Below are 21,538 nucleotides of genomic sequence, written 5' to 3'. Positions count from 1 at the left end.
GGGGATATTTGTACCAAGTCGAAGGGGGCGCGGATGATCCGGGTGAGTCATGATACGTTCAAGCTGGCGCAGGTCTTTACCATCGCGCGCGGCTCGCGCACCGAGGCGCATGTGCTGAGCGTGACGCTGGAGCGCGAGGGCGTGACGGGGCGGGGCGAATGCGTGCCCTATGCGCGGTACGGCGAAAGCCTCGACAGCGTTACTGCGCAGATCGAAAGCCTGCCGCAAGGGATTTCCCGTGCCGAGCTGCAAGAGGCGCTGCCCGCAGGCGCCGCCCGCAACGCGGTCGATTGCGCTTTGTGGGATTGGGAAGCCAAGAAGAAGGGCGTTCCGGTCTGGGAGTTGGCCGGGTTGGACAAGCCGGTGAGCCAGACCACAGCCTATACGCTGTCGCTCGACGAGCCGGAGAAGATGCGCGCGGCGGCCGCCGAGCATGCGCATCGCCCGCTTCTGAAGATCAAGCTCGGCACGCCCGAAGACATGCCGCGTCTGCGCGCGGTGCGCGAGGGCGCGCCGGAGTCGAAAATCATCGTCGACGCGAATGAAGGCTGGGAGATCGAGACCTTCCTCGACATTCAGGCCGAGCTGAAGAAGCTGGGCGTCGCGCTGGTCGAGCAACCCTTGCCTGCGGCGGGGGACGAGGCGCTGTCGGATATTCAGCGGCTGGTGCCGATCTGCGCCGATGAGAGCTGCCATACTCGCGACGGGCTTTTGAACCTGCGCGGCAAATACGACGTCATCAACATCAAGCTGGACAAGACCGGCGGGCTGACGGAGGCCCTGCGGCTGCGAGATCTCGCGCGCGCCGAGGGGTTCGGTGTGATGGTCGGCTGCATGGTGGGATCGAGCCTTGCGATGGCGCCGGCGATGCTGGTCGCGCAGGGGGCCGATTACGTCGATCTTGACGGCCCGCTGCTTCTGGCCGAAGACCGCGATGTGCCGCTGCGTTACAAGGGCAGCGTGGTGGAGCCGCCGGAGCCGGAGCTCTGGGGCTGAGTTTTCAAGGAGCAAGAATATGAGCCGGATCGTCTATCTCAACGGAGAGTATATTCCCGAGGAAGAGGCCAAGGTCTCCGTCTTCGACCGTGGTTTCGTGATGGGCGATGCGGTCTATGAAGTGACTTCCGTTCTGGGCGGCAAGATTCTCGAATTCGAAGGTCACATGAACCGGCTCGGTCGCTCGCTGGCGGAGCTGGAGATGACCTGCGATCTGAGCCGAGACGAATGGATCGAGATTCACCGCGAGCTGGTCAAGCGTAACGATCTCGACGAAGGGATGATCTACCTTCAGGTCTCGCGCGGGAATGCGGGCGATCGCGATTTCCACTACCCGCCGGAGGGCACGCCCCCGACCGTGGTGCTGTATACCCAGTCGAAGCCGAACCTCGCCGACGATCCGAAGGCGAAACAGGGCATCAAGGTGATCTCGCTGCCCGACCTGCGTTGGCATCGCCGCGACATCAAGACGGTGCAGCTGCTCTATCCGTCGATGGCCAAGATGGCGGCCGAGAAGGCGGGCAAGAACGATGCGTGGTTCGTGGAAGATGGCTTCGTGACCGAAGGCTCGTCGAACAACGTCTATATCGTGAAGGGCAACAAGATCATCACGCGGCATCTGAGCCACGACATTCTGCACGGGATCACCCGCGCCTCGCTGCTGAAATATGCCGCCGAGAGCCAGATGGAGATCGAGGAGCGTCCCTTCACCATCGAAGAGGCTCAGGGTGCGGATGAAGCTTTCTTCACGTCGGCCTCGGCTTTCGTGATGCCGGTGGTGGAGATCGACGGCGAGGCGGTGGGCGAGGGCGCGGTTGGCCCGGTGGCTATGCGTCTGCGCGAGATCTATCTCGACGAGAGCCGCAAGGCCGCGATCTGATCCGCGCCGAGGCGCAACATCCAGAATTTAAAAAAGAAAAGACCCCGGCCAGCCCAACCGGGGTCTTTTCCTGTCATGCGGGCGGTGTCTCTCAGGCCGCCGCATGAGCGCGGAATTGGAAGGCATCTGGCGCGATTTGCTCGGGCGCGATGCCTGTGATGACCAGTTCGGCCTGACCTTCAATCACGACGAGCGTGCCTTCGGCGCAGGTGCGGAAGGTGATGTCGTCGCGTCGGGGCGCAGAGCCGGTGAAATCGAGGGCGATGGCGTCGCCCGGTTCGAACCCGTTTATGCGCGGCAGCGGCTCGGGGCCTGCGGCGGGTGCAGGTGCCGGAGCGTGTGCGCGGGTCTCGGCCTGTTGGTTCGGATGCGCCAGCAGCGCTTCGATGCGCATCATCACGGCGGCATCGAGGTCGTTCGCGTCCTCGGCCGAAGCGCCGAGCGCCTCTTTCGGCGAAGAGACCTGCGCGGGCGCAGCGGTCATCGTGGCGGCCTCCGCTCCGGTGTCGGCGGCGGCGCGAACCTGGCGCTGGCGCGGCAAGCCCTCGGCCCAGCCGAGAAGGCATAACGCGATGGTGGTGGCGATGAACAAGGCGAGCATGGTTTCTCCTGATCTTGCCTTGATCGTCGCGACATTTTGTCGGCTGCGCAAAAGTTTTGTGAGGCCGAAACCGCCCCATTGTTCAGGGGTCGTTAACCATCAGAGAGAATGACGAGGATTAGTATCGCGATCGGATATGGTCGCGTTTTTGGGGCTTTACCGAAACGGAAGGAGGCCGCGCGATCGGCGGCCTCTCGGCACGATTCGAGAACGGGTCAGGCGTAGACTGGCTGACCGTAGTTGAGTCCGTCGGTTGCATAGATCGCGCCGCCCGCCGCCTTGAGCGCGGCATATTCGACATCCTTGAGCGTCGCGACCTGCTGGCCATTGATCGACACGATGGAGTCGCTGCCGCTTTGCGAGACGGTGAAGTCGGACACGTTGGCGAGGTCGTCCACCTCGATGCCCAGAAATTCGCCGGACGCGTTGGGGGCCGGGTTCGGGCCGAGCTGTCCGAAATCGGTCACGGTTACCGGCGCGTCTCCCTCGTTCCAGTTGACCCCGAACCAATCCGATCCGGTGCCGCCGGTCATCGTGTCGCCGTCGTCGCCATGGAGGTCGTCGTTATTCGCGCCGCCATCGATCAGGTCGGGCGCGCCGTCCAGATCGCTGGCATAGAGTTCGTCATCGCCATAGCCGCCATAGAGGGCGTTCGACCCTTCGGCATCGAACAGGTAATCCGCGCCGAGATTGCCGCGCAGCGTGTCGTCGCCCTGGCTGCCGGTGATCGAGTCGTTGCCCGCGCCCGCGTCTATATAGTCGTCGCCCGAGCCGCCGACCGCGCCGAAGACGCCTGAGGCCTCATAAAGGTCGAGGAATTCGCCGAGGCTCGTCGCCTGATCCATCGCCTGCTGGTCCTCGGGGGAGAGGTCGCCGCCGTCATTGCCATCGCCGAGATAGATGTCGTCGTTGCCTGCGAGCCCCATCACCGTGTCGGTCCCATCGGTGCCACGGATCGTGTCGTCGCCCGACGTGCCTTCGGTCAGCTGATCGGGCTCGGAGATGTCGATCTCCTCGCCTGCGCCGGTGCCTTCTTCATCAGGACGAGCCGCCTCCTCGTCGTCATGGTCGTCTTTATGGTCGCCGCCACCGTCGAGGCTGGCCCCGACAAGGAGCGCCATCGGCAGGAAGGCGAGAAGAAGAGTCGCGAGCATCGGTGATATCCCCCTGAAATCAGGGGAAATATCCGCAACGCTCACGAAGTCGTCAATAGAATGTGATCAAAATGTGGCAGGAGTAACGTAGTTTGGAAACAATCCCTCGCGCCGCGCGATTACTGTCGCTGATCAGAGACCGCTCTGCTCCAGAACCCGCGTCAGAATCGGTGCGAGGCGGTCGGCCCATGCCGCTTGCTGCTCGGGTGTCGCGATCAGATCGTTGCGCAGTTCGATCAGCACGTTCGGGCGGCGATGGGCCAGAGCGTGGCGGTCGATCGAGTCGCCCTCCAGATGGCCCAGATAGGGTTGGTTGTCGCCCACGCAAAGATCGCCCTCGGCCTCGAGCGCCGCGATCATCTCATAGGCGAGGCGCGGATCGGCCGGAGCGTGCAGGATGCCGACGTCCCACGGCCGGGGCGGGCGCCCGCGCAGGCGCGGTGTAAAGGAGTGGACCGCGCAGATCACCGTATCGCCGCGCCGCGCCGCGAGCCGGGCATATTCCGCATGATAGGGGCGATAGAGCCGGTCCAGCCGCCGCTCGACCTCTGCCGCGTCGGCATGGCGGTTCGCGGGGATGATCGTGCCGTCATAAAGCTTCATCACCAGCGTCGGATCGTCTTCGCCCCGGTTCGGGTCGATCACCAGTCGAGAGAAGTCGCTCGCGATCATCGGTGAATCGAGCCGCTCCGCCAGCGCCTCCGACAGCCCCAGCGCGCCCACGTCATAGGCGATGTGGCGCGCCATATCCTCGGCCTCGATGCCCAGATCGCCACCGCCCACCCAATCGGGCACGGTGTTGCGCGCATGATCGCACGTGACCAGCCAGCGTCCGGGCCGTGCCTCTCCAGTGATCGAAAGGGGCTGTTTTTCGTTCATAGTGTCTTCACGCTTGCTCGATATGGCTCAGATAACGGGAAAGATTGCGCCACGCCAGTTGCGGCCCGCGACAAATTGCGCCATACGCTTACTTGGCCCACGAAATGACATCAATTTGAACGGAAAACGAGGACGCATGAGACGCCTTCGCAACGTGAAGATCGTGGCTACGCTGGGCCCTTCTTCCTCGGACTATGACAGCATCAAAGCTCTGTTCGTCGCAGGTGCGGACGTGTTCCGCCTGAACATGAGCCATGGCAGCCACGAAGAGCATCGCGCTCGGCACGCCATCATCCGCCAACTCGAAGCCGAATTCGGTCGCCCGATCGCGATCCTCGCCGATCTTCAAGGCCCGAAACTGCGCGTCGGCACCTTCGCCGCGCATGGTGCGGAGCTGGAGGATGGCGACAAGTTCCGCTTCGATCTCGACGAGACGCCGGGCGCCACGCATCGCGTGTGCCTGCCGCATCCCGAGATTTTCCAGGCGCTCGAGCCGGGCTCGGAGTTGCTGGTCAATGACGGCAAGATCCGTCTGGTGGTCGATGACTGCGGCGATGATTTCGCGAATTGCACCGTCACCGTTGGTGGCACGATCTCGGACCGCAAGGGCGTGAACGTCCCCGACGTGGTGCTGCCGCTGGCCGCGCTGTCGGAGAAGGACCGCAAGGATCTGGAATTCGCCTGCGAGATGGGTGTCGACTGGCTCGCGCTGAGCTTCGTGCAGCGTCCCGAGGACGTGGAAGAGGCGCGCGAGCTGGCCAAGGGTCGCGCGGCGATCCTGTCGAAGATCGAGAAACCCTCGGCGGTGCGCAGCTTCGACGAGATTCTTCAGGCTTCGGACGGGATCATGGTCGCCCGCGGCGATCTGGGCGTGGAGCTTCCCGTTCAGGCCGTCCCGCCGATCCAGAAACAGCTGATCCGCAAATGCCGCACCTGGGCGAAGCCCGTGATCGTGGCGACGCAGATGCTGGAATCGATGATCGAGAGTCCGATGCCGACCCGTGCAGAGGTCTCCGACGTCGCGACCGCGATCTACGAGGGCGCCGATGCGGTCATGCTGAGCGCGGAATCCGCGGCTGGCAACTACCCGGTCGAAGCGGTCGAGACGATGAACAACGTCGCGATTTCGGTCGAGAAGGATCCGACCTATCGCGAGGTGATCGAAGCCTCGCGCCATGCGGCTCGTCAAACCGTCGCCGACGGGATCGTGGCCGCCGCGCGCGAGATCGCCGAGACGACCGATATCGCGGCGATCTGCGCCTATACGCAATCGGGCAAGACGATCGCACTCATCGCGCGGGAGCGTCCGCGGGTGCCGATCATCGCGCTTTCGCCGATCGAGGCGACGCTGCGCCGGGTCTCGCTGACCTGGGGCGTGCATGCGGTGCCGTGCGGCGAGCTGGAGCGGTTCAAGCAGGCCGTCGTCAACGCCGCCCGCGCGGCGCGCGATTTCGGCTTTGCCGACGAGACGCAGCAGATCGTCGTCACCGCTGGCGTGCCGTTCAACGTGCAGGGCACCACGAACATCCTGCGCGTCGCGCCCTGTGATGAGCGATTGATTTACCGTACTGACCCTGAGTAACCTTTCCCGAGAGGGTTGGTGACAAGGGCGCAGGTGATGGATCTTTCTTCGGTAGATGCCGATCTCCTGCTTACGATCGGGCTGGCGATCGCGATCATCGCGATCCCGGCTGCGATCTCCGCCTTCTCCGACAGCCGCCCGCCGCGGGCGGCGACGGTCGGGATCCTGGTGGCTGGTGCGTTGATCCTGCTGGCTTTCTACGCCCGGCCGGGGGGCTATACGCTCAAGACGGTGCCAGACGCGGTGGCGCGCGTGTTGGCTCGCGTGGTCAATTACTAGCGTCCCCCTCCGGGGTATGGTCGTTCCGGATTTTTCCCTTGCCAAACTGACCTGTGGCGTCTAACAGGCCCACTCTGAACCCGCGCGGCCGGCCGAAGTGGCATGCCGAGTCGCGCTTCCACACCCTGCAAAGGAGCTGTAAATGCCCAAGATGAAGACGAAATCCGCTGCCAAGAAGCGGTTCAAGTTCACCGCGACCGGCAAGGTCAAGGTGGGTCCGGCCGGCAAGCGTCACGGCATGATCAAACGCTCGACGAAATTCATCCGCGAAACCTCGGGCACCATGGTGCTCTGCGAGGCGGATACGAAGATCGTCAAGAAATACATGCCCTATAACCGCTGAACTCGGGAGACTTGAACAATGGCACGCGTCAAATCCGGTAAGGTCACCCACGCCGCGCACAAGAAAGTGCTCAAGAAGGCGAAAGGGTATTATTCCTCGCGCTCGCGCAACTTCCGCACTGCGACCCAGGCGGTCGATAAGGCGAACCAATACGCGACCCGCGACCGTAAAGCCCGTAAGCGCAACTTCCGCGCGCTCTGGATCCAGCGTATCAACGCCGCCGTGCGCGCCGTCGATGCGGATCTGAGCTACTCGAAGTTCATCTTCGGCCTCAACCAGGCTGGCATCGAAGTGGACCGCAAGGTTCTCGCCGATCTCGCCGTGCACGAGCCCGAAGCCTTCGGCGCGATCGTCGAGCAGGCGAAAGCCGCCGCCGCCGCGTAATCGGCTGACGATAGAATTCGGGAAGGGCCGCTCCATCTGGGGCGGCCTTTTTCGTTTCGGGTGGGTGGTTGGCCGGGGAGGGGGCGCTGCCCCCGCTCGTTTCACGAGCCCCCCGGGATATTTCCACCAAGAGGAAGAAAAACGCCCGGCTCGGACCCATCATCGGGCGGCAGACCGGGCGCTTCCCCTTGAGCGGTCATCGGCGTCCCCGCCTGTACCGCATCTCCGAGTGAACGCGATTCCGGTTAATGAACCGCTAACTTTCCTCTTGATGGAAATATCCCGGGGGTGAATGGCGAAGCCAGAGGGGGCAGCGCCCCCATCCGCCCTTTGCCTGCAAGCGCGAGGTTGCAAAGGCGCGCCGGCGCGGCTAACCCGTGGGCCAAGCAAATTCCCGGGGAATGATATGCAAGAGCTTCGCGATAAATACCTGAGCGCCGTGGCCGATGTGACCGACGAGGCCGCGCTGGAAGAGATCCGTCTGGCCGCCTTGGGCAAGAAGGGCGAGATCAGCCTTAAGATGCGTGAGCTGGGCAAGATGACCCCGGAGGAGCGCCAGACCACGGGCAAGGCGCTCAACGTGCTGAAGGACGAGATCGACGCGGCGCTGCGCGCGAAGAAGGCGGCGCTGGCGGATGCGGCGCTCGATGCGCGGCTGCGCGAGGAATGGCTCGACGTGACGCTGCCGGGCCGGCCGCGGCGGCAGGGCACCATTCACCCGGTCTCTCAGGTGATGGACGAGGTCACCGCGATCTTCGCCGATATGGGCTTTGCGGTCGCCGAAGGCCCGCAGATCGAAGACGACTGGCACAATTTCGACGCGCTCAACATCGCGCCCGAACACCCCGCGCGGCAGGAGCACGACACGTTCTTCATGCATCGCGACGAGGGCGACAATCGTCCGCCGCATGTGCTGCGCACCCATACCTCGCCGGTGCAGATCCGCGCGATGCTGGAGCAGGGCGCGCCGATCCGCGTGATCGCGCCGGGCCGCGTCTACCGCATGGATATGGACCAAACCCACACGCCGATGTTCCATCAGGTCGAAGGTCTGGCTATCGGGAAAGACATCTCGATGGCGAACCTGAAATGGGTGCTGGAAGAGTTCTGCAAGGCCTTCTTCGAGGTGGACGGCGTCGAGCTGCGTTTCCGCGCCTCGCATTTCCCCTTCACGGAGCCGTCGGCCGAGGTCGATATCCGCTGCTCGTGGGAGGGCGGTAGCCTGAAGATCGGTGAAGGCGACGACTGGATGGAAATCCTCGGCTCGGGGATGGTGCATCCGAAAGTGCTCGAATCCGCCGGGATCGACCCGAACGAATGGCAGGGCTTCGCCTTCGGCATCGGGATCGACCGCCTCGCGATGCTGAAATACGGCATCCCGGACCTGCGGGCGTTCTTCGAGAGCGACCTGCGCTGGCTGAAGCACTATGGGTTTAGCGCGCTGGATCTGCCGACGGTGGCTGGTGGGTTGAGCCGGTGAGCGCCTCGTTCGCGGCTAACGCTCTGCTAATCTTGCAGGCTGCCGCGAATTTGGCGACCGTCCTTGGGGTGGCGTTTGCGATCTGGCAATACAGGAAGTGGCAGAGGCAGCAACTCACCCTAAAAAGTAGCCAGCACGCGGAAGAGGTTCTGCAGGGTCTTCTCGATATAGCTGAAGGCCTTGACGATTGTGTTCCCCGAGCATCGCTTGAGTTTGACGGCATAGCTGCTCTGTATGGAGGGAAACCATTTCATCGCTACTACGAAGACTGTCGACGTGTTCTTGGGAATCTGCCGCAGCTCAAATCTGAGCTAAGAGAACTTTCGAAAAAGACTATCCGCTTGTCCGCGCTTGGCATCTATTCCCATGAGTATGAGTTCCTTGACAGGCTTCAGAAGCAAGTTCGTGAAGCTGAATTATGTCTTTGGGATGCGTTTGACCGATACAATGAGTGGAATGGAGCAGCTGATGACAAAGAAGCTGTCCGACATGCCTTTCAAATAGCGGAAGATGAGCTTCGCAAACTGTCAGCCGTAACTTCCTCTGATCTCAGAGGCGATCTGGAGATTGCATACGATCATTTGCGCGAAGCTATTCGGATGACAAAGGCTGCAAACTAGCCCTTATGGGGGAATAGAGACATGCCCTTGGTTGATCCGCCGCCCGCTTCCCCCAACCAAAAAGGAAGCCCCCAATGCCCAACACCCCCATCACCTTCACCTTCGGCGATAACCGCGAACTCTGCGACCAGCTCCTCACCCTGATCCGCGAAGGCAAGAAGGCCGCCACCTGCGGTGCGCTCACTTACTTCACCGAAGGGGGCGAGGATATGCCGGTGGTGGGTCGGCGCGATATCGCGCTCGACTGGGACGGCAAGCCAGCCGTGATGATCGAAACCATCGAGGTCACGATCCGGCGGTTTTGCGATGTCGATGAGGATTTCGCGCTGGCCGAGGGAGAGGACGAGACGCTGGAAGGCTGGCGGCAGGGTCATCAGGCCTATTTCGAGCGTAACGGAGGTTTTACCCCTGAGATGGAACTCGTTTGCGAGCGGTTTCGCTTGGTAAAGGACTTTCAAGGAGAACCCGATGGCCCAGAAGAAACGCCTCTTCGACACCCCGAAGCATGAACAGACCCCCGAGCAGCGCCGCTTCATCGCCCTCACGGAGATCGCCTATACGGTGGTCGATTTCGGCGCGGCCTTCTGTTTCGTCATCGGCTCGATCTTCTTCTTCTACGAGAGCCTGATGATCCCCGGCACGTGGTTGTTCCTGATCGGGTCGCTCCTTTTCGCTGCAAAACCCTCGATCCGGCTTTGGCGGGAGTTGAAACTCCTTGAGATGGGGGATTACAAGGACCTCGCGCAGCGCAAGCAATCCTGAGGGAAGTCCGATGAAATTCACCCTGTCCTGGCTCAAGGATCATCTCGAGACCGAGGCCACCGTCGATCAGATCGCCGAGGCGCTCACCGATCTGGGTCTGGAAGTCGAGGAAGTCGTCGATCCGGCGGCGAAGCTGGAGACGTTTACGCTCGCCAAAGTGCAGTCCGCCGAGCAGCACCCCGACGCCGATCGTCTGCGGGTCTGCATGGTCGAGACGGATGAGGGTGTGACGCAGATCGTCTGCGGGGCGCCGAATGCGCGGGCCGGGATCACGGTCGTGCTGGCCAAGCCCGGCGATTACGTGCCCGGCATCGACGTGACGCTGTCGGTGGGCAATATCCGCGGGGTGGAGAGCCACGGGATGATGGCCTCCGAGCGCGAGCTGGAGCTGTCGGACGAGCATAACGGGATCATCGAATTGCCCTCGGGCGAGGTGGGTCAGAAGTTCACCGACTGGCTGGCTGCGAACCGTCCCGAGGCGGTCGATCCGGTGATCGAGATTGCGATTACGCCGAATAGGCCGGACGCGCTTGGCGTGCGCGGGATTGCGCGCGATCTGGCAGCGCGGGGGCTGGGCAAGCTCAAGCCGCTCGACGTGCCGAAGGTCGAGGCTGCGTTCGACGCGCCGATTTCGGTGACGATCGACCCGGCGCTGAGGGACAAGGGATGCCCGCTATTTGCTGGCCGCGTGATCCGCGGTGTGAAGAACGGGCCGTCGCCCGAGTGGCTGCAAAAGCGGCTCAAGGCGATCGGTCTGCGCCCGATCTCGACGCTGGTCGATATCACGAACTACTTCACCTATGACCTGAACCGGCCGCTCCACGTCTTCGACATGAAGAAGGTGGCGGGCAATCTGGTGATCAAACCGGCCGAGGGCGGCGAGGAGTTCCTCGCGCTCGACGAGAAGACCTATACCGTGCGCGCAGGCGACATGGTGATCTGCGACGACAAGGGCGTCGAGAGCCTTGCCGGGATCATGGGTGGCGAGGCATCCGGTGCGGATGAGGAGACGGTCGATGTGTTCCTCGAGAGCGCCTATTGGGACCCGATCACCATCGCTGCGACGGGCCGGGCGCTGAAGATCAACTCGGATGCGCGCTATCGGTTCGAGCGGGGTGTCGATCCGGCTTTCACGCTGCCGGGGCTCGATCTGGCGGCGAAGATGGTTGTCGATCTGTGCGGTGGCGAAGTGTCGGAGCTGGTGATGGACGGCGCGGTGCCGGATGTCAGTCGCGCTTACAAGCTGGACCCGGCGCGGGTGATCTCGCTCGTCGGCATGGACATTCCCGAGGCCACGCAGCGCGAGACGCTGGAGGCTCTGGGCTTCACGCTCGACGGCGACATGGCGACGCCCCCGACCTGGCGCCCCGATGTGCTGGGTTCGGCCGATCTCGTCGAGGAAGTGGCGCGGATCGCCTCGCTGACGAAGCTTGAGGGTAAGCCGATGGGGCGCGAGACGACCGGCGTGCCGGACGCGATCCTCACGCCGATGCAGCAGCGCGAGCGGATGGCGCGGCGCACGACGGCGGCTCTGGGTTATAATGAGTGCGTGACTTACAGCTTCATCGACGAGGCGTCCGCCAAGCTGTTCGGTGGTGGTGCGGACGCGACGAAGCTGGAGAACCCGATCAGCTCGGAGATGACGCATATGCGCCCCGATCTGCTGCCGGGTCTGCTGCAGGCGGCGGCCCGCAATCAGGCGCGCGGCCTGAACGATCTGGCACTGTTCGAGGTTGGCCCTGCGTTCAACGGCGGCGAGCCGGGCGAGCAGGTTCTGCAGGCGACCGGGCTTCTGGTCGGTCACTCCGCGTCGCGCGATCCTTTTGGGTCGCGCCGTCCGGTGGACCTCTATGATGCGAAGGCCGATGCCGAGGCCGTGCTGGCCGCGGTCGGCGCTCCGGCGCGTGCGCAGATCAACCGCAAGCTGGACGCGTGGTGGCATCCGGGTCGCGCGGGCAATGTGGCGCTCGGCCCGAACCTGCTGGCGACCTTCGGCGAAGTGCATCCCAAGGTGCTGCGCGAGTTGGGCGTGAAGGGCCCGGCGGTCGCCTTCACGATCCGTCTGGCAAACATCCCCTTCCCGAAGAAGAAGGGCGCGACCCGGCCCGCGCTGCAGATTTCCGACTTGCAGGCGGTCGAGCGCGATTTCGCCTTCGTCGTGGATGCGAATGTCGAGGCGCTGACGGCGGTGAACGCGGCGATGGGCGCCGACAAGAAGCTGATCGAGAGCGTCAATGTCTTTGACCAGTTCACCGGCGCCAAGGCCGAGGAGCAGATGGGCGCGGGCAAGAAGTCGATCGCGCTGACGGTGCGGATGCAGCCTGCCGACAAGACGCTGACCGATGCCGAGATCGAAGCGGTGAGCAAGAAGATCGTCGAGAAGGTGAGCAAGGCCACCGGCGGCACGCTGCGCAGCTAAGGTTGTCCTCGAGAGAGTGTGGAACGCCCGGTCGGAGAGACCGGGCGTTTTCTTTTGTGTGTAGGGGAGCGCGGGGCCCGACCGCCGGGTGGGCGTCGCCCTCTCAGGTTGGCGCTTTATCCCCGCCACGTCCGGGCGACCTCGACCCGCGCGCTGCCGCCACAAAAGCGCCCGCCCGAGGGGGCGGTCGGGCGTTGCCCGGGCCGCTTCGCGGCTGATCCGGGCATTCAACTCTAGCCGTTCTCACCCGAGGCTTGGGCGCGTCCCTGACCCGTCCGACCCAGCGTAATTCTTCCCTATCTTCCGAAACCCGTTAGGCTTTTCGCGAACGAGGGAAGGAGGAGCCCTTGCGTTTCGATTATCTCATTCTGGGCGGCGGCTCGGCGGGGTCGGTGCTGGCGGCGCGGCTGTCGGAGGACCCGCTCGTGACTGTCTGTATTGTCGAGGCAGGCCGCGAGGCGCGCGACATCTTCGTGCGTGCGCCTGCGCTGGTCGCGACGATGGTCGCGGGGCGGCCGCCGATCCACAACTGGGCGCTGCGCACCGTGCCGCAGCCGGGGTTGAACGGGCGGCGCGGGTTTCAGCCGCGGGGCCGGGGGCTTGGCGGATCGTCGGCGATCAACGCGATGCTCTATGCGCGCGGCCAGCCCGAGGATTACGACGGTTGGGCCGAGGCGGGCGCCGAGGGCTGGGACTGGGAAACCGTGAAGCCGTGGTTCCTCGCCTCCGAGCGCAATGCGCGCGGGGCGTCGGACTGGCATGGCGCGGCGGGGCCGTTGCAGGTCGGCGATCAGCGGCGGCCGCGCGCGATCAGCCGCGCTTTCATCGAGGCTTGCGGCTCGGTGCAGTGTCCGCCAAACGAGGATTTCAACGGGCCGCGGCAGGAAGGGGCGGGGCTCTATCAGGTCACGCAGTTCTGGGACGGTCCGCGCAAGGGCGAGCGCTGTTCAGCGGCGGCGGCCTATCTGCATCCCGTGATGGCGCGGCCCAATCTGACCGTGCTGACCCGCGCGCGCGCCGAGCAGATCGAGATCGCGGACGGGCGCGCGACGGGGGCAATCGTCCGGCAAGGCCGCAAGCGGATGAAGATCGAGGCGGTGCGCGAGGTGATCGTCTCGGCGGGGGCGTTCGGCTCTCCGCAGCTGCTGATGCTCTCAGGGATCGGGCCTGCGGATCATTTGCGCGAGGTCGGAATCGAACCGCGTCTCGATCTGCCGGGCGTGGGCGCGAACCTGCAGGATCATCTGGATTACGTCATCAGCTACACCTCGCCCCGGCGCGACGTGGTGGGGCTGAACCCGCGCGGACTGATGCGGCTGGCGCGGGCGGCGAGCGCGTGGCGCAAGCATGGCGAGGGGCTGTTCGCCTCGCCCATGGCCGAGGGCGGGGCCTTCCTGCGGAGCGATCCGAGCCTCACCCGACCCGATTTGCAGATCCATTTCGTCGTGGGCATCGTCGATCAGCATATGCGCAAGCCGCATCTGGCCGATGGCTGGTCCGCTCATATCTGCCCGCTGCGGCCTCAGTCACGCGGCACGCTGCGGCTGGCCTCGAGCGATCCGCGCGCGGCGCCCTTGATCGATCCCGAATACCTCTCCGATCCGCGCGACGCTGAACTGCTGCTGAAAGGCGCGCGGCTTCTGGACCGGATTGCCGAGGCGGAGCCCCTTAAGCCTTGGCGGGGGCGCAGGTTCTATCCGCATGACGGCACGGATGAGGGGCTGATGGCCGATATCCGGGCACGGGCGGATACGATCTACCACCCGGTCGGCACCTGCGCGATGGGGCAGGGCGAGATGTCGGTGGTCGATCCTCAGCTGCGGGTGCGCGGGATCGACGGGCTGCGCGTTGTCGATGCCTCGGTGATGCCGCGGCTGATTTCGGGCAATACCAACGCGCCGACGATCATGATCGCCGAGCGCGCCGCCACGTTCATTCGAAAGGATCAGTCGGCGCGATCGGTCGGGTGATTGACGCCGTCATTCCACGGCACCGGATCGAGATCGCGCGGGTTCACCCCTTCCAGACAGGCGGCATTCACGCCGTATTGGTTCGGGTTCGAGCGGCGCTGGTGATGGGTGTAGATGCCGCAGGTTTTGCAGAAGTAATGCTTCGCGGTCATCGTGCCGAATTGGTAGAGCGTCAGGTTGTCCTCGCCCTTCACGATGCGGATGCCCGAGAGCGGGGCCGAGACCGCCACGGCGCCGCGCCGACGGCAGAAAGAGCAATCGCAACGCCGTTTGGTGTTCAGCCCGTCGGAGAGGGTCACCTCCATCTCTACCGCGCCGCAATGGCAGGTCAGGCGGTGGGGCGACTGGATTTCGGGCAGCATCAGCGTCTCCGTGTGACTGTGGGAATATTGGTCTGGCGCTCGCGCGCCTCGGGGAAGGGGGGGTGGCCATGGGTGAGCCGCCAGAAGAGCGGCCCGCCAAGGCGATACCAGAGCGGCAGCGTCAGAAGCGCGCCCGCCACGAAGCCGCCGATATGGGCCATGTGGGCGACGCCGCCCGACGCGCCGGAGGTCAGCTCGTTGAATAGCTGGATCCCGAACCACAGGCCCAGCACCAGCCACGCAGGTGTGGCCCAGATCTTGAAGAAGACGAGGAAGTAGAACAGCACGTCAATCCGGGCTTTCGGATAGAGCAGCAGATACCCCCCCATCACGCCTGCAATCGCCCCCGAGGCGCCGACCATCGGCACGGTCGCATCGGGGTTTGCCGCGATCTGTGCGAAGGCGGCGGCCAGCCCGCAGGCGAGATAGAAGATCAGGAACAGGACGCGCCCCATCCGGTCTTCGAGATTATCGCCGAAGACCCAGAGAAACAGCATGTTGCCCGCCAGATGCAGGATACCCGCATGCAGGAACATATGGGTGAAAAGCCCGTGCCACGCGACGCCATGGGTTACGGCGGCAGGCCAGAGCGCGTTGTTGAGCCAGAGGTCCCGCATATCGCCGCCCCAGGGGGCGGTGAAGACATAGACCACGATATTGATCGCGATCAGGGTCCATGTGACCCACGGGGTGCTGTAAGAGGGGTTGTGATCGCGGATCGGGAACATCGCCCGAGAGGGCCACGCCCTGCACCGCCGGTCAAGGCGCTTATTGCGTGGCTTCGATCACCGTGTCGCCCTGCGCGATCAGCTCCAGCCGATCCTGCGACAGTTTCACCGTATCGACGCGGGCCATGGCCGAGTGGAAGGCCTTCTCCACACCCATCGCGGGCTCGGGGCACATCATGCGCGTTCCGGCCAGTTCGCCGACGCGTACCCGGCCATCCTTCTCCGAGATGCGACCGTTATAGTGATTGCAGCCCGCCTTGCCCGCGATAAGGCCCTTTTCGGGATGGGTCAGGGTGACTTCGACCCCGTCGGGCAGGGGCTTGCCATCGATCGACACGACTTCCCAGATCGCGTTCGGCGCGATGGCCTCGAGAGGGTCGCCCGGCTCCGACTGGCATCCTGCCACAAGCCCCAAGGCCAGCAGCGGCCCGATCACGATCGCACGCATTTTCGCATCCCTCCTGGTCTCACGCGCCTTGCTTAGACCTTGAGAATGGGCTGTGCCATTCACGCCCCCGTGAGCGGCTGTCGGAAAGTTGCGACATCGGCGCGCATCCTCCTTGGCCCGAAGGCCGTATATCTCTATGCTCTCGCCCCGCGACAGGAGGAGTCCCATGATCAATGAACTCGGGCATTTTGCCCTGATTCTCGCCTTTGCGGTGGCCATCGTGCAGGCCATCGTGCCCATCGTCGGCGCGCAAAAAGGCTGGCGCGGCTGGATGGCGGTCGGCGAACCCGCAGCGACAGCGCAGTTTTTGCTCATCGCGGTGAGCTTTGCGGCGCTGACCCACGCCTTCGTCGTTTCGGACTTCTCGCTGAAGCTGGTCTGGGCGAATTCCCATACCGACAAGCCGATGCTCTACAAGATCACCGGCGTCTGGGGGAACCACGAAGGCTCGATGCTTCTGTGGGTGTTGATCCTGTCGCTCTTCGGGGCGGCGGCGGCCGTGTTCGGTGGCGCTCTGCCGCCGCGGCTGCGCGCCCGCGTGCTGAGCGTTCAGGCCTGGATCGGCGTGGCGTTCCTCGGCTTTATCATCTTCACCTCCAACCCGTTCCTGCGTCTCGCGGAGCCGCCGTTCAACGGCGAGGGGATGAACCCGCTGCTGCAGGACCCGGGGCTCGCCTTCCATCCGCCCTTCCTCTATCTCGGCTATGTCGGTCTCTCGATGTCGTTCTCCTTCGCGGTGGCGGCGCTGATCGAGGGCCGGGTCGACGCGACCTGGGCGCGCTGGGTGCGGCCGTGGACGCTGGCGGCCTGGATCTTCCTGACCATCGGCATCGCGCTGGGCTCGTGGTGGGCCTATTACGAGCTTGGCTGGGGCGGTTTCTGGTTCTGGGACCCGGTGGAGAACGCCTCCTTCATGCCGTGGCTTCTGGCCGCCGCGCTGCTGCACTCGGCCATCGTGGTCGAGAAGCGCGAGGCGCTTAAGTCGTGGACCATCCTTCTGTCGATCATGGCGTTCGGTTTCTCGCTGATCGGCACCTTCATCGTGCGTTCGGGCGTGATCACCTCGGTGCATAGCTTCGCCTCCGACCCGCAGCGCGGCATCTTCATCCTCGGCATTCTCGCGCTCTTCGTGGGCGGGGCGCTGACGCTCTATGCGTTCCGAGCGACCTCGATGCAGGCCAAGGGCGTGTTCTCGATGCTGTCGCGGGAAACCGCGCTGGTGATCAACAACATCCTGCTGGCCGTCGCGGCGCTGGTGGTCTTCGTGGGCACGGTCTGGCCACTGGTCGCGGAGATGTTCTTCGGCCGCAAGCTGTCGGTCGGCGCGCCGTTCTTTGATCAGGCCTTCACGCCGTTCATGGTGATCCTCGCCCTGATCCTGCCGATCGGCGCGATGATGCCGTGGAAACGCGCGCGTCTCGGTCGCGTGGTGAAGCCGCTGATCCCGGCCTTCGTGCTGGCGCTGGCCGTGGGCGGCCTCGCCTGGGCGGTCGAGAGCGGCAATTCGCTGCTCGCCCTCGTCGCGGTGTTCTTGGGCAGCTGGCTCGTCTTCGGGGCCATGACCGAGCTGTGGCAGCGTTCGGCTCGCAATTTCGGGCGCCTCAAGCGCCTGCCGCGCGCCGATTGGGGCAAGGCCACCGCCCATGCGGGTCTGGGTGTTACCTTCATCGGGATCGGTCTGCTGACCGCGGGCCAGATCGAGGATATCCGCGTCGCCAAGATCGGCGAGCCCTTCACCGTGGACGGCTACCAGATCACGCTTCAGAAGGTCGAACAGGTCAAAGGTCCGAACTACACCTCTTCCACCGGCACGATGACGGTCGAGAAGGACGGCAAGTTGATCGGCACCATGCATCCCGAGAAGCGCGTCTATCCGGTGCAGCGGATGCCGACGACCGAAGCCGCGATCCATACCACGCCGCTGGGCGATATCTACCTCGTGCTCGGCGATCCGCAGGATCAGGGCGGCTACGCGGTGCGTACCTATATCAAGCCCTTCGCGGACTGGATCTGGGCGGGTGCGATCATCATGGCGTTGGGTGGGCTGCTGAGCCTTTCGGATCGCCGCTACCGTGTCGCAGCGGGGGCGCGCAAATCGCGTGCCGCCCCGTCGCAAGCGTCTCCGGCGGAGTAAACGATGCTCAGGAAAACCTTCTTTGCTTTGGCGTTGATGCTTTCGGCGCTCCTCTCGATCGGGCCTGCGCTTGCGGTGCAGCCCGACGAGATCCTGAAGGACCCGGCGCTGGAGGCGCGGGCGCGCGAAATCTCCAAGGTGCTGCGCTGCCCGGTCTGTCAGGGCGAGAATATCGACGACTCCAATGCCGAAGTGTCGCGGGATCTGCGGCTGCTTGTGCGCGAGCGCTTGCAGGCGGGCGACACCAATAGCCAGGTGATCGACTACATCACCGCCCGCTATGGCGAATATGTCCTGTTCGAGCCGGAGAAGCGCGGGGCGAACCTGCTGCTGTGGTATCTCGGCCCGGGGGCTTTAATTGTCGCGCTGATCGGCGGGTTCTTCTATGTCCGCTCGCGCCGCTCCGCGTCCGAGGGTCCGGCTCAGCCCGATCTCTCCGAGGACGAGCGCAAGCGGCTCAATGAGTTGATGGGGGAGTAGGGGGCTTTCCGGCTCCGAGCCTAGCTCGAGCCTTCCCTCCAGACGGAAAAGCAGGGCGCGCGGCGGCCCGTGGGGTGGCGCAACGCGACCTTGGACGGCAGGCGCTTTATGCCAGCCGCGCCCCTCCATCGAATGAGCGTCGCGCGCGGTCACCAATGCGCCAGCCCGTCGGGACGGGCCGGCGCGCGCCCTGCGCCTTCGGCGCGCTCCGGGCGCAGGCGCTCTTCAGGCCTCTAAAAATGAAAGAAGCGGCGGGAAAGCCCGCCGCTTCTCTATTCTCGTCCTGATGTCTCAGGTTCAGCGCTTACTCGATCCCGCCGAGGCACATGTATTTCAGCTCGGTGAAATCCTCGATCCCGTATTTCGAGCCTTCGCGGCCGACACCGGATTGCTTGATGCCGCCGAACGGGGCGACCTCGGTCGAGATCAGGCCGGTGTTCACGCCGACGATCCCGGTCTCCATCGCTTCGGCTACACGCCAGACGCGGGCGAGGTCGTTGGCGTAGAAATAGCCCGCCAGCCCGAATTCGGTCGCGTTGGCCATCTCGATCGCCTCGGCCTCGGTCTCGAAGCGGATCAGCGGAGCGAGCGGCCCGAAGGTCTCCTCGCGCGCGACCCGCATCTGCTGCGTCACACCCGTCAGCAGCGTCGGCTCGAAGAAGGTGCGCCCGAGGTTTGAGCGATGCCCGCCCGCCGCGACCTGCGCGCCCTTTTCGGTCGCGTCGGAGATATGCGCCTCGACCTTGGCCAGCGCGTCCGCGTTGATGAGCGGCCCGGTGGTCACGCCCGGCTCGAAGCCGTTGCCGGGGCGCAGGGTCGCAAGACGCGCGGTCAGCTTCTTGGCGAAGGCGTCATAGACCCCGGCCTGCACGTAGATCCGGTTCGCGCAGACGCAGGTCTGCCCGTTATTGCGGAACTTGGCGATCATCGCGCCGTCGACCGCTGCGTCGAGATCGGCATCGTCGAAGACGAGAAAGGGCGCGTTGCCGCCGAGTTCCAGGCTGATCTTCTTCACCGTCTCCGCCCCTTGGCGCATCAGGATCTTGCCCACGCGGGTCGAGCCCGTGAAGGTGATCTTGGCGACCTTGGGGTTGGCGCAGAGCTCTTCGCCCATGCCCGCCGCATCGACGCCGGGGATGATGTTGAAGACGCCCGCAGGGATACCCGCGCGCTCGGCCAGAACGGCCATCGCGAGGGCCGAGAGCGGCGTCAGTTCGGAGGGGCGCCCGACGAAGGTGCAGCCCGCCGCCAGCGCCGGGGCCAGCTTGCGCGCGATCATCGCGTTGGGGAAGTTCCACGGCGTGATCGAGCCCACCACGCCCACGGGCTGGCGGATCACGAGGATGCGCTTGTCGCGCTGGTGGCCGGGGATCACGTCGCCATAGACGCGCTTGGCCTCTTCGGCGAACCATTCGAGGAAGCTTGCGCCATAGGCGATCTCGCCCTTGGCCTCGGCCAGCGGCTTGCCCATCTCGGCGGTCAGGATCGCGGCGAGGTCATCCTGATTTTCCATCATCAGGTCGTGGAAGCGGCGCAGGTAGCCCGCGCGCTCCTTGCCGGTGAGCGCAGCCCAGTCCGGTTTCGCGGCATGGGCGGCCTCGATCGCGGCGCGCGTGGCGTCCACGTCGAGATCGGCCACCTCGGCGACGGTCTCGCCGGTCGCAGGATCCTGCACGGCGAAGCGCTTCGCGCCCTCGATCCACTCGCCGTTCACATAGGCGCGGGTTTCCAGCAGGCTCGGGTCGTTCAGCTTGAGCATATCAGCCCTCCTTCGCGGCGGTCATCGCCTCTTCGAGGATGTCGAGCGCCTTGGCCATCTGGTCGTCGGGGATGGTGATCGGCGCGAGGAAGCGGATCACGTTGCCATAGACACCGCAGGTCAGCAGCAGCAGACCGCGGTTGAGCGCCTCGACACGGATGCGCTGGGTCAGCGCTGCATCGGGCTTGCCGTCCGACATCAGCTCGACCGCGACCATGAAGCCGGGGCCGCGGATCTCGGCGATCTCCGGCATGTTGGCGCGGATCGCTTCGAGACGCTGCTTGAGACGCGAGCCGAGCTCGTTGGCGCGGGCGCAGAGGTCTTCCTCTTCGATTACGTCGAGCACCGCGTTCCCGGCTGCGATACCCAGCGGGTTGCCGCCATAGGTGCCGCCCAGACCGCCCGGGTTCGCCGCGTCCATGATCTCGGCGCGACCGGTCACGGCCGCGATCGGAAGACCGCCGCCCAGACCTTTCGCCATCGTGGTGACGTCGGCCGCCACGTCGTAGGCGTCCATGGCGAACAGCGTTCCGGTGCGCGCGAAGCCGGTCTGCACCTCGTCGGCGATCATCACGATGCCATGCTCGTCGCAGAAGGCGCGCAGGCGCTTGACGAAATCATGCGGGGCCGGGTTGAAACCGCCTTCGCCCTGCACCGGCTCGAAGATCACCGCGGCGAGGCGCGTGGGGTCGAGGTCGGTTTTGAACAGGCTCTCCATCGCGGCGAAGCTGTCCTCGGTCGACACGCCATGCAGCGCGTTCGGGAAGGGGACGTGGAACACGTCGGGCATCATTGCGCCGAAGCCCGCCTTGTAGGGCGCGACCTTGCCGGTGAGCGTCATCGTCATGAAGGTCCGGCCGTGGAAGCCGCCGCTGAACGCGATGACCGCGTTGCGACCGGTATAGGCGCGGGCGATCTTGATCGCGTTCTCGACCGACTCGGCGCCGGTGGTGACGAAGATCGACTTCTTGTCGAAATCGCCCGGCACCTTTTCGTTGAGCCGCTCGGCGAGGCGCACGTAGGGCTCGTAGGGCATGACCTGATGGCAGGTATGGGTGAAGGCGTCGAGCTGGGCTTTCACCGCCTCGATGACTTTCGGGTGGCGGTGGCCGGTGTTCACCACCGCGATCCCGGCGGCGAAATCGATCAGTTCGCGGCCATCGGCATCGGTGACGGTGGCGTTCTCGGCGGAGACGGCGAAGTTCTGGGTCTGCACTCCCACGCCCCGGGCAAGGGCGGCGGCGCGGCGGGTTTCGAGGTCGGCATTGCTGGACATGG

22 protein-coding genes are annotated in these 21,538 nt (G+C 64.7%); 14 read left to right on the top strand and 8 right to left on the bottom strand.

What is annotated here, in order from left to right; all coding sequences use genetic code 11:
• Positions 1-33: 33 nt before the first annotated feature.
• Positions 34-996 carry an N-acetyl-D-Glu racemase DgcA gene (gene dgcA, locus BMI88_RS11635; protein ID WP_078548920.1) on the top strand — a complete coding sequence of 321 codons (963 nt, stop codon included), beginning with the start codon at positions 34-36 and terminating at the stop codon, positions 994-996.
• 19 nt (positions 997-1,015) lie between these two features.
• Positions 1,016-1,876: a D-amino-acid transaminase gene (locus tag BMI88_RS11630; protein WP_078548917.1), complete on the top strand. Its 861-nt coding sequence runs from the start codon at positions 1,016-1,018 to the stop codon at positions 1,874-1,876.
• Between the two features lie 91 nt (positions 1,877-1,967).
• Here BMI88_RS11630 and BMI88_RS11625 read toward each other — a convergent pair whose 3' ends face one another.
• The 3 genes from BMI88_RS11625 to BMI88_RS11615 form a co-directional block, all read right to left on the bottom strand.
• Positions 1,968-2,477 carry a hypothetical protein gene (locus BMI88_RS11625; RefSeq protein WP_078548915.1) on the bottom strand — a complete coding sequence of 170 codons (510 nt, stop codon included), beginning with the start codon at positions 2,475-2,477 and terminating at the stop codon, positions 1,968-1,970.
• A 215-nt stretch (positions 2,478-2,692) separates the two neighbouring features.
• A complete protein-coding gene (locus BMI88_RS11620; protein ID WP_078548912.1) occupies positions 2,693-3,631 on the bottom strand; it encodes a calcium-binding protein in 939 nt (312 codons plus the stop codon).
• Between the two features lie 132 nt (positions 3,632-3,763).
• Complete coding sequence (locus tag BMI88_RS11615) at positions 3,764-4,510, bottom strand: N-formylglutamate amidohydrolase (RefSeq protein ID WP_078548909.1); 747 nt, start codon at positions 4,508-4,510, stop codon at positions 3,764-3,766.
• Between the two features lie 136 nt (positions 4,511-4,646).
• Between BMI88_RS11615 and pyk the strand changes: the two genes are divergently transcribed.
• The 10 genes from pyk to BMI88_RS11570 all read left to right on the top strand — a co-directional run bounded on the left by pyk (position 4,647) and on the right by BMI88_RS11570 (position 14,349).
• Positions 4,647-6,092, top strand: coding sequence for a pyruvate kinase (pyk, locus tag BMI88_RS11610; protein ID WP_078548906.1), 1,446 nt, complete (start codon positions 4,647-4,649; stop codon positions 6,090-6,092).
• 36 nt (positions 6,093-6,128) lie between these two features.
• Positions 6,129-6,371: a hypothetical protein gene (locus tag BMI88_RS11605; RefSeq protein WP_078548903.1), complete on the top strand. Its 243-nt coding sequence runs from the start codon at positions 6,129-6,131 to the stop codon at positions 6,369-6,371.
• Between the two features lie 142 nt (positions 6,372-6,513).
• Positions 6,514-6,714, top strand: coding sequence for a 50S ribosomal protein L35 (gene rpmI / locus BMI88_RS11600; protein WP_078542184.1), 201 nt, complete (start codon positions 6,514-6,516; stop codon positions 6,712-6,714).
• 18 nt (positions 6,715-6,732) lie between these two features.
• Positions 6,733-7,098 (top strand): 50S ribosomal protein L20, encoded by a 366-nt coding sequence (gene rplT, locus BMI88_RS11595; RefSeq protein ID WP_078522551.1) that lies wholly within the window; start codon positions 6,733-6,735, stop codon positions 7,096-7,098.
• A 406-nt stretch (positions 7,099-7,504) separates the two neighbouring features.
• Entirely contained in the window at positions 7,505-8,578 is a 1,074-nt protein-coding gene (pheS, locus tag BMI88_RS11590; RefSeq protein ID WP_078522552.1) for a phenylalanine--tRNA ligase subunit alpha, read from the top strand.
• Positions 8,575-9,198, top strand: a complete 624-nt coding sequence (locus BMI88_RS19585) for a hypothetical protein (RefSeq protein ID WP_146673555.1) — start codon at positions 8,575-8,577, stop codon at positions 9,196-9,198. Before pheS ends, BMI88_RS19585 begins: the two co-directional genes overlap by 4 nt.
• 74 nt (positions 9,199-9,272) lie before the next feature.
• Positions 9,273-9,707, top strand: a complete 435-nt coding sequence (locus BMI88_RS11585) for an ASCH domain-containing protein (RefSeq protein WP_078548901.1) — start codon at positions 9,273-9,275, stop codon at positions 9,705-9,707.
• Positions 9,667-9,960 carry a YrhK family protein gene (locus BMI88_RS11580; protein WP_078548898.1) on the top strand — a complete coding sequence of 98 codons (294 nt, stop codon included), beginning with the start codon at positions 9,667-9,669 and terminating at the stop codon, positions 9,958-9,960. Before BMI88_RS11585 ends, BMI88_RS11580 begins: the two co-directional genes overlap by 41 nt.
• Positions 9,961-9,970: 10 nt before the next feature.
• Positions 9,971-12,379, top strand: coding sequence for a phenylalanine--tRNA ligase subunit beta (gene pheT, locus BMI88_RS11575; RefSeq protein WP_078548895.1), 2,409 nt, complete (start codon positions 9,971-9,973; stop codon positions 12,377-12,379).
• A gap of 347 nt (positions 12,380-12,726) precedes the next feature.
• On the top strand, positions 12,727-14,349 hold the full coding sequence (locus tag BMI88_RS11570; protein WP_078548892.1) for a GMC family oxidoreductase N-terminal domain-containing protein: 1,623 nt from the start codon (positions 12,727-12,729) through the stop codon (positions 14,347-14,349).
• Here BMI88_RS11570 and BMI88_RS11565 read toward each other — a convergent pair.
• From BMI88_RS11565 to BMI88_RS19765, 3 genes are read right to left on the bottom strand one after another with little or no spacing between them, the layout of a single operon-like run.
• Positions 14,325-14,711 carry a GFA family protein gene (locus tag BMI88_RS11565; RefSeq protein ID WP_078548890.1) on the bottom strand — a complete coding sequence of 129 codons (387 nt, stop codon included), beginning with the start codon at positions 14,709-14,711 and terminating at the stop codon, positions 14,325-14,327. The two genes, BMI88_RS11570 and BMI88_RS11565, sit on opposite strands and share 25 nt — an antisense overlap.
• The gene (locus tag BMI88_RS11560) at positions 14,711-15,439 is read right to left on the bottom strand and encodes a rhomboid family intramembrane serine protease (protein WP_078548887.1); all 729 of its coding nucleotides are present in this window, start codon (positions 15,437-15,439) and stop codon (positions 14,711-14,713) included. The genes BMI88_RS11565 and BMI88_RS11560 overlap by 1 nt, the downstream gene beginning before the upstream one ends.
• A gap of 40 nt (positions 15,440-15,479) precedes the next feature.
• Positions 15,480-15,887: an META domain-containing protein gene (locus BMI88_RS19765; RefSeq protein WP_168173979.1), complete on the bottom strand. Its 408-nt coding sequence runs from the start codon at positions 15,885-15,887 to the stop codon at positions 15,480-15,482.
• Positions 15,888-16,053: 166 nt separating this feature from the next.
• Between BMI88_RS19765 and BMI88_RS11550 the strand changes: the two genes are divergently transcribed.
• A complete protein-coding gene (locus tag BMI88_RS11550) occupies positions 16,054-18,021 on the top strand; it encodes a heme lyase CcmF/NrfE family subunit (RefSeq protein WP_078548881.1) in 1,968 nt (655 codons plus the stop codon).
• A 3-nt stretch (positions 18,022-18,024) separates the two neighbouring features.
• Complete coding sequence (locus tag BMI88_RS11545) at positions 18,025-18,501, top strand: cytochrome c-type biogenesis protein (protein ID WP_078542176.1); 477 nt, start codon at positions 18,025-18,027, stop codon at positions 18,499-18,501.
• A gap of 304 nt (positions 18,502-18,805) precedes the next feature.
• On the opposite strand, the gene BMI88_RS11540 is transcribed toward BMI88_RS11545, so the two are convergent.
• Both BMI88_RS11540 and BMI88_RS11535 read right to left on the bottom strand, forming a co-directional pair.
• Positions 18,806-20,260, bottom strand: coding sequence for an NAD-dependent succinate-semialdehyde dehydrogenase (locus tag BMI88_RS11540; protein WP_078548878.1), 1,455 nt, complete (start codon positions 20,258-20,260; stop codon positions 18,806-18,808).
• Position 20,261: 1 nt separating this feature from the next.
• Positions 20,262-21,536, bottom strand: a complete 1,275-nt coding sequence (locus tag BMI88_RS11535) for a 4-aminobutyrate--2-oxoglutarate transaminase (protein ID WP_078548874.1) — start codon at positions 21,534-21,536, stop codon at positions 20,262-20,264.
• Between the last annotated feature and the right edge of the window lie 2 nt (positions 21,537-21,538).

This window comes from Thioclava sp. F36-6, assembly GCF_002020305.1.
Classification (GTDB): Bacteria; Pseudomonadota; Alphaproteobacteria; order Rhodobacterales; family Rhodobacteraceae; genus Thioclava; species Thioclava sediminum.
The sequence above is the reverse complement of the archived record's forward strand: the minus strand, read 5'-3'. Positions and strand labels throughout refer to the sequence as shown.

Bases quoted from the DNA above. Each gene is read 5' to 3' on its own strand.
- dgcA (WP_078548920.1), top strand. From the start codon at position 34: ATGATCCGGGTGAGTCATGATACGTTCAAGCTGGCGCAGGTCTTTACC.
- BMI88_RS11630 (WP_078548917.1), top strand. From the start codon at position 1,016: ATGAGCCGGATCGTCTATCTCAACGGAGAGTATATTCCCGAGGAAGAG.
- BMI88_RS11625 (WP_078548915.1), bottom strand. From the start codon at position 2,477: ATGCTCGCCTTGTTCATCGCCACCACCATCGCGTTATGCCTTCTCGGC.
- BMI88_RS11620 (WP_078548912.1), bottom strand. From the start codon at position 3,631: ATGCTCGCGACTCTTCTTCTCGCCTTCCTGCCGATGGCGCTCCTTGTC.
- BMI88_RS11615 (WP_078548909.1), bottom strand. From the start codon at position 4,510: ATGAACGAAAAACAGCCCCTTTCGATCACTGGAGAGGCACGGCCCGGA.
- pyk (WP_078548906.1), top strand. From the start codon at position 4,647: ATGAGACGCCTTCGCAACGTGAAGATCGTGGCTACGCTGGGCCCTTCT.
- BMI88_RS11605 (WP_078548903.1), top strand. From the start codon at position 6,129: ATGGATCTTTCTTCGGTAGATGCCGATCTCCTGCTTACGATCGGGCTG.
- rpmI (WP_078542184.1), top strand. From the start codon at position 6,514: ATGCCCAAGATGAAGACGAAATCCGCTGCCAAGAAGCGGTTCAAGTTC.
- rplT (WP_078522551.1), top strand. From the start codon at position 6,733: ATGGCACGCGTCAAATCCGGTAAGGTCACCCACGCCGCGCACAAGAAA.
- pheS (WP_078522552.1), top strand. From the start codon at position 7,505: ATGCAAGAGCTTCGCGATAAATACCTGAGCGCCGTGGCCGATGTGACC.
- BMI88_RS11585 (WP_078548901.1), top strand. From the start codon at position 9,273: ATGCCCAACACCCCCATCACCTTCACCTTCGGCGATAACCGCGAACTC.
- BMI88_RS11580 (WP_078548898.1), top strand. From the start codon at position 9,667: ATGGCCCAGAAGAAACGCCTCTTCGACACCCCGAAGCATGAACAGACC.
- pheT (WP_078548895.1), top strand. From the start codon at position 9,971: ATGAAATTCACCCTGTCCTGGCTCAAGGATCATCTCGAGACCGAGGCC.
- BMI88_RS11565 (WP_078548890.1), bottom strand. From the start codon at position 14,711: ATGCTGCCCGAAATCCAGTCGCCCCACCGCCTGACCTGCCATTGCGGC.
- BMI88_RS11560 (WP_078548887.1), bottom strand. From the start codon at position 15,439: ATGTTCCCGATCCGCGATCACAACCCCTCTTACAGCACCCCGTGGGTC.
- BMI88_RS19765 (WP_168173979.1), bottom strand. From the start codon at position 15,887: ATGCGTGCGATCGTGATCGGGCCGCTGCTGGCCTTGGGGCTTGTGGCA.
- BMI88_RS11550 (WP_078548881.1), top strand. From the start codon at position 16,054: ATGATCAATGAACTCGGGCATTTTGCCCTGATTCTCGCCTTTGCGGTG.
- BMI88_RS11545 (WP_078542176.1), top strand. From the start codon at position 18,025: ATGCTCAGGAAAACCTTCTTTGCTTTGGCGTTGATGCTTTCGGCGCTC.
- BMI88_RS11540 (WP_078548878.1), bottom strand. From the start codon at position 20,260: ATGCTCAAGCTGAACGACCCGAGCCTGCTGGAAACCCGCGCCTATGTG.
- BMI88_RS11535 (WP_078548874.1), bottom strand. From the start codon at position 21,536: ATGTCCAGCAATGCCGACCTCGAAACCCGCCGCGCCGCCGCCCTTGCC.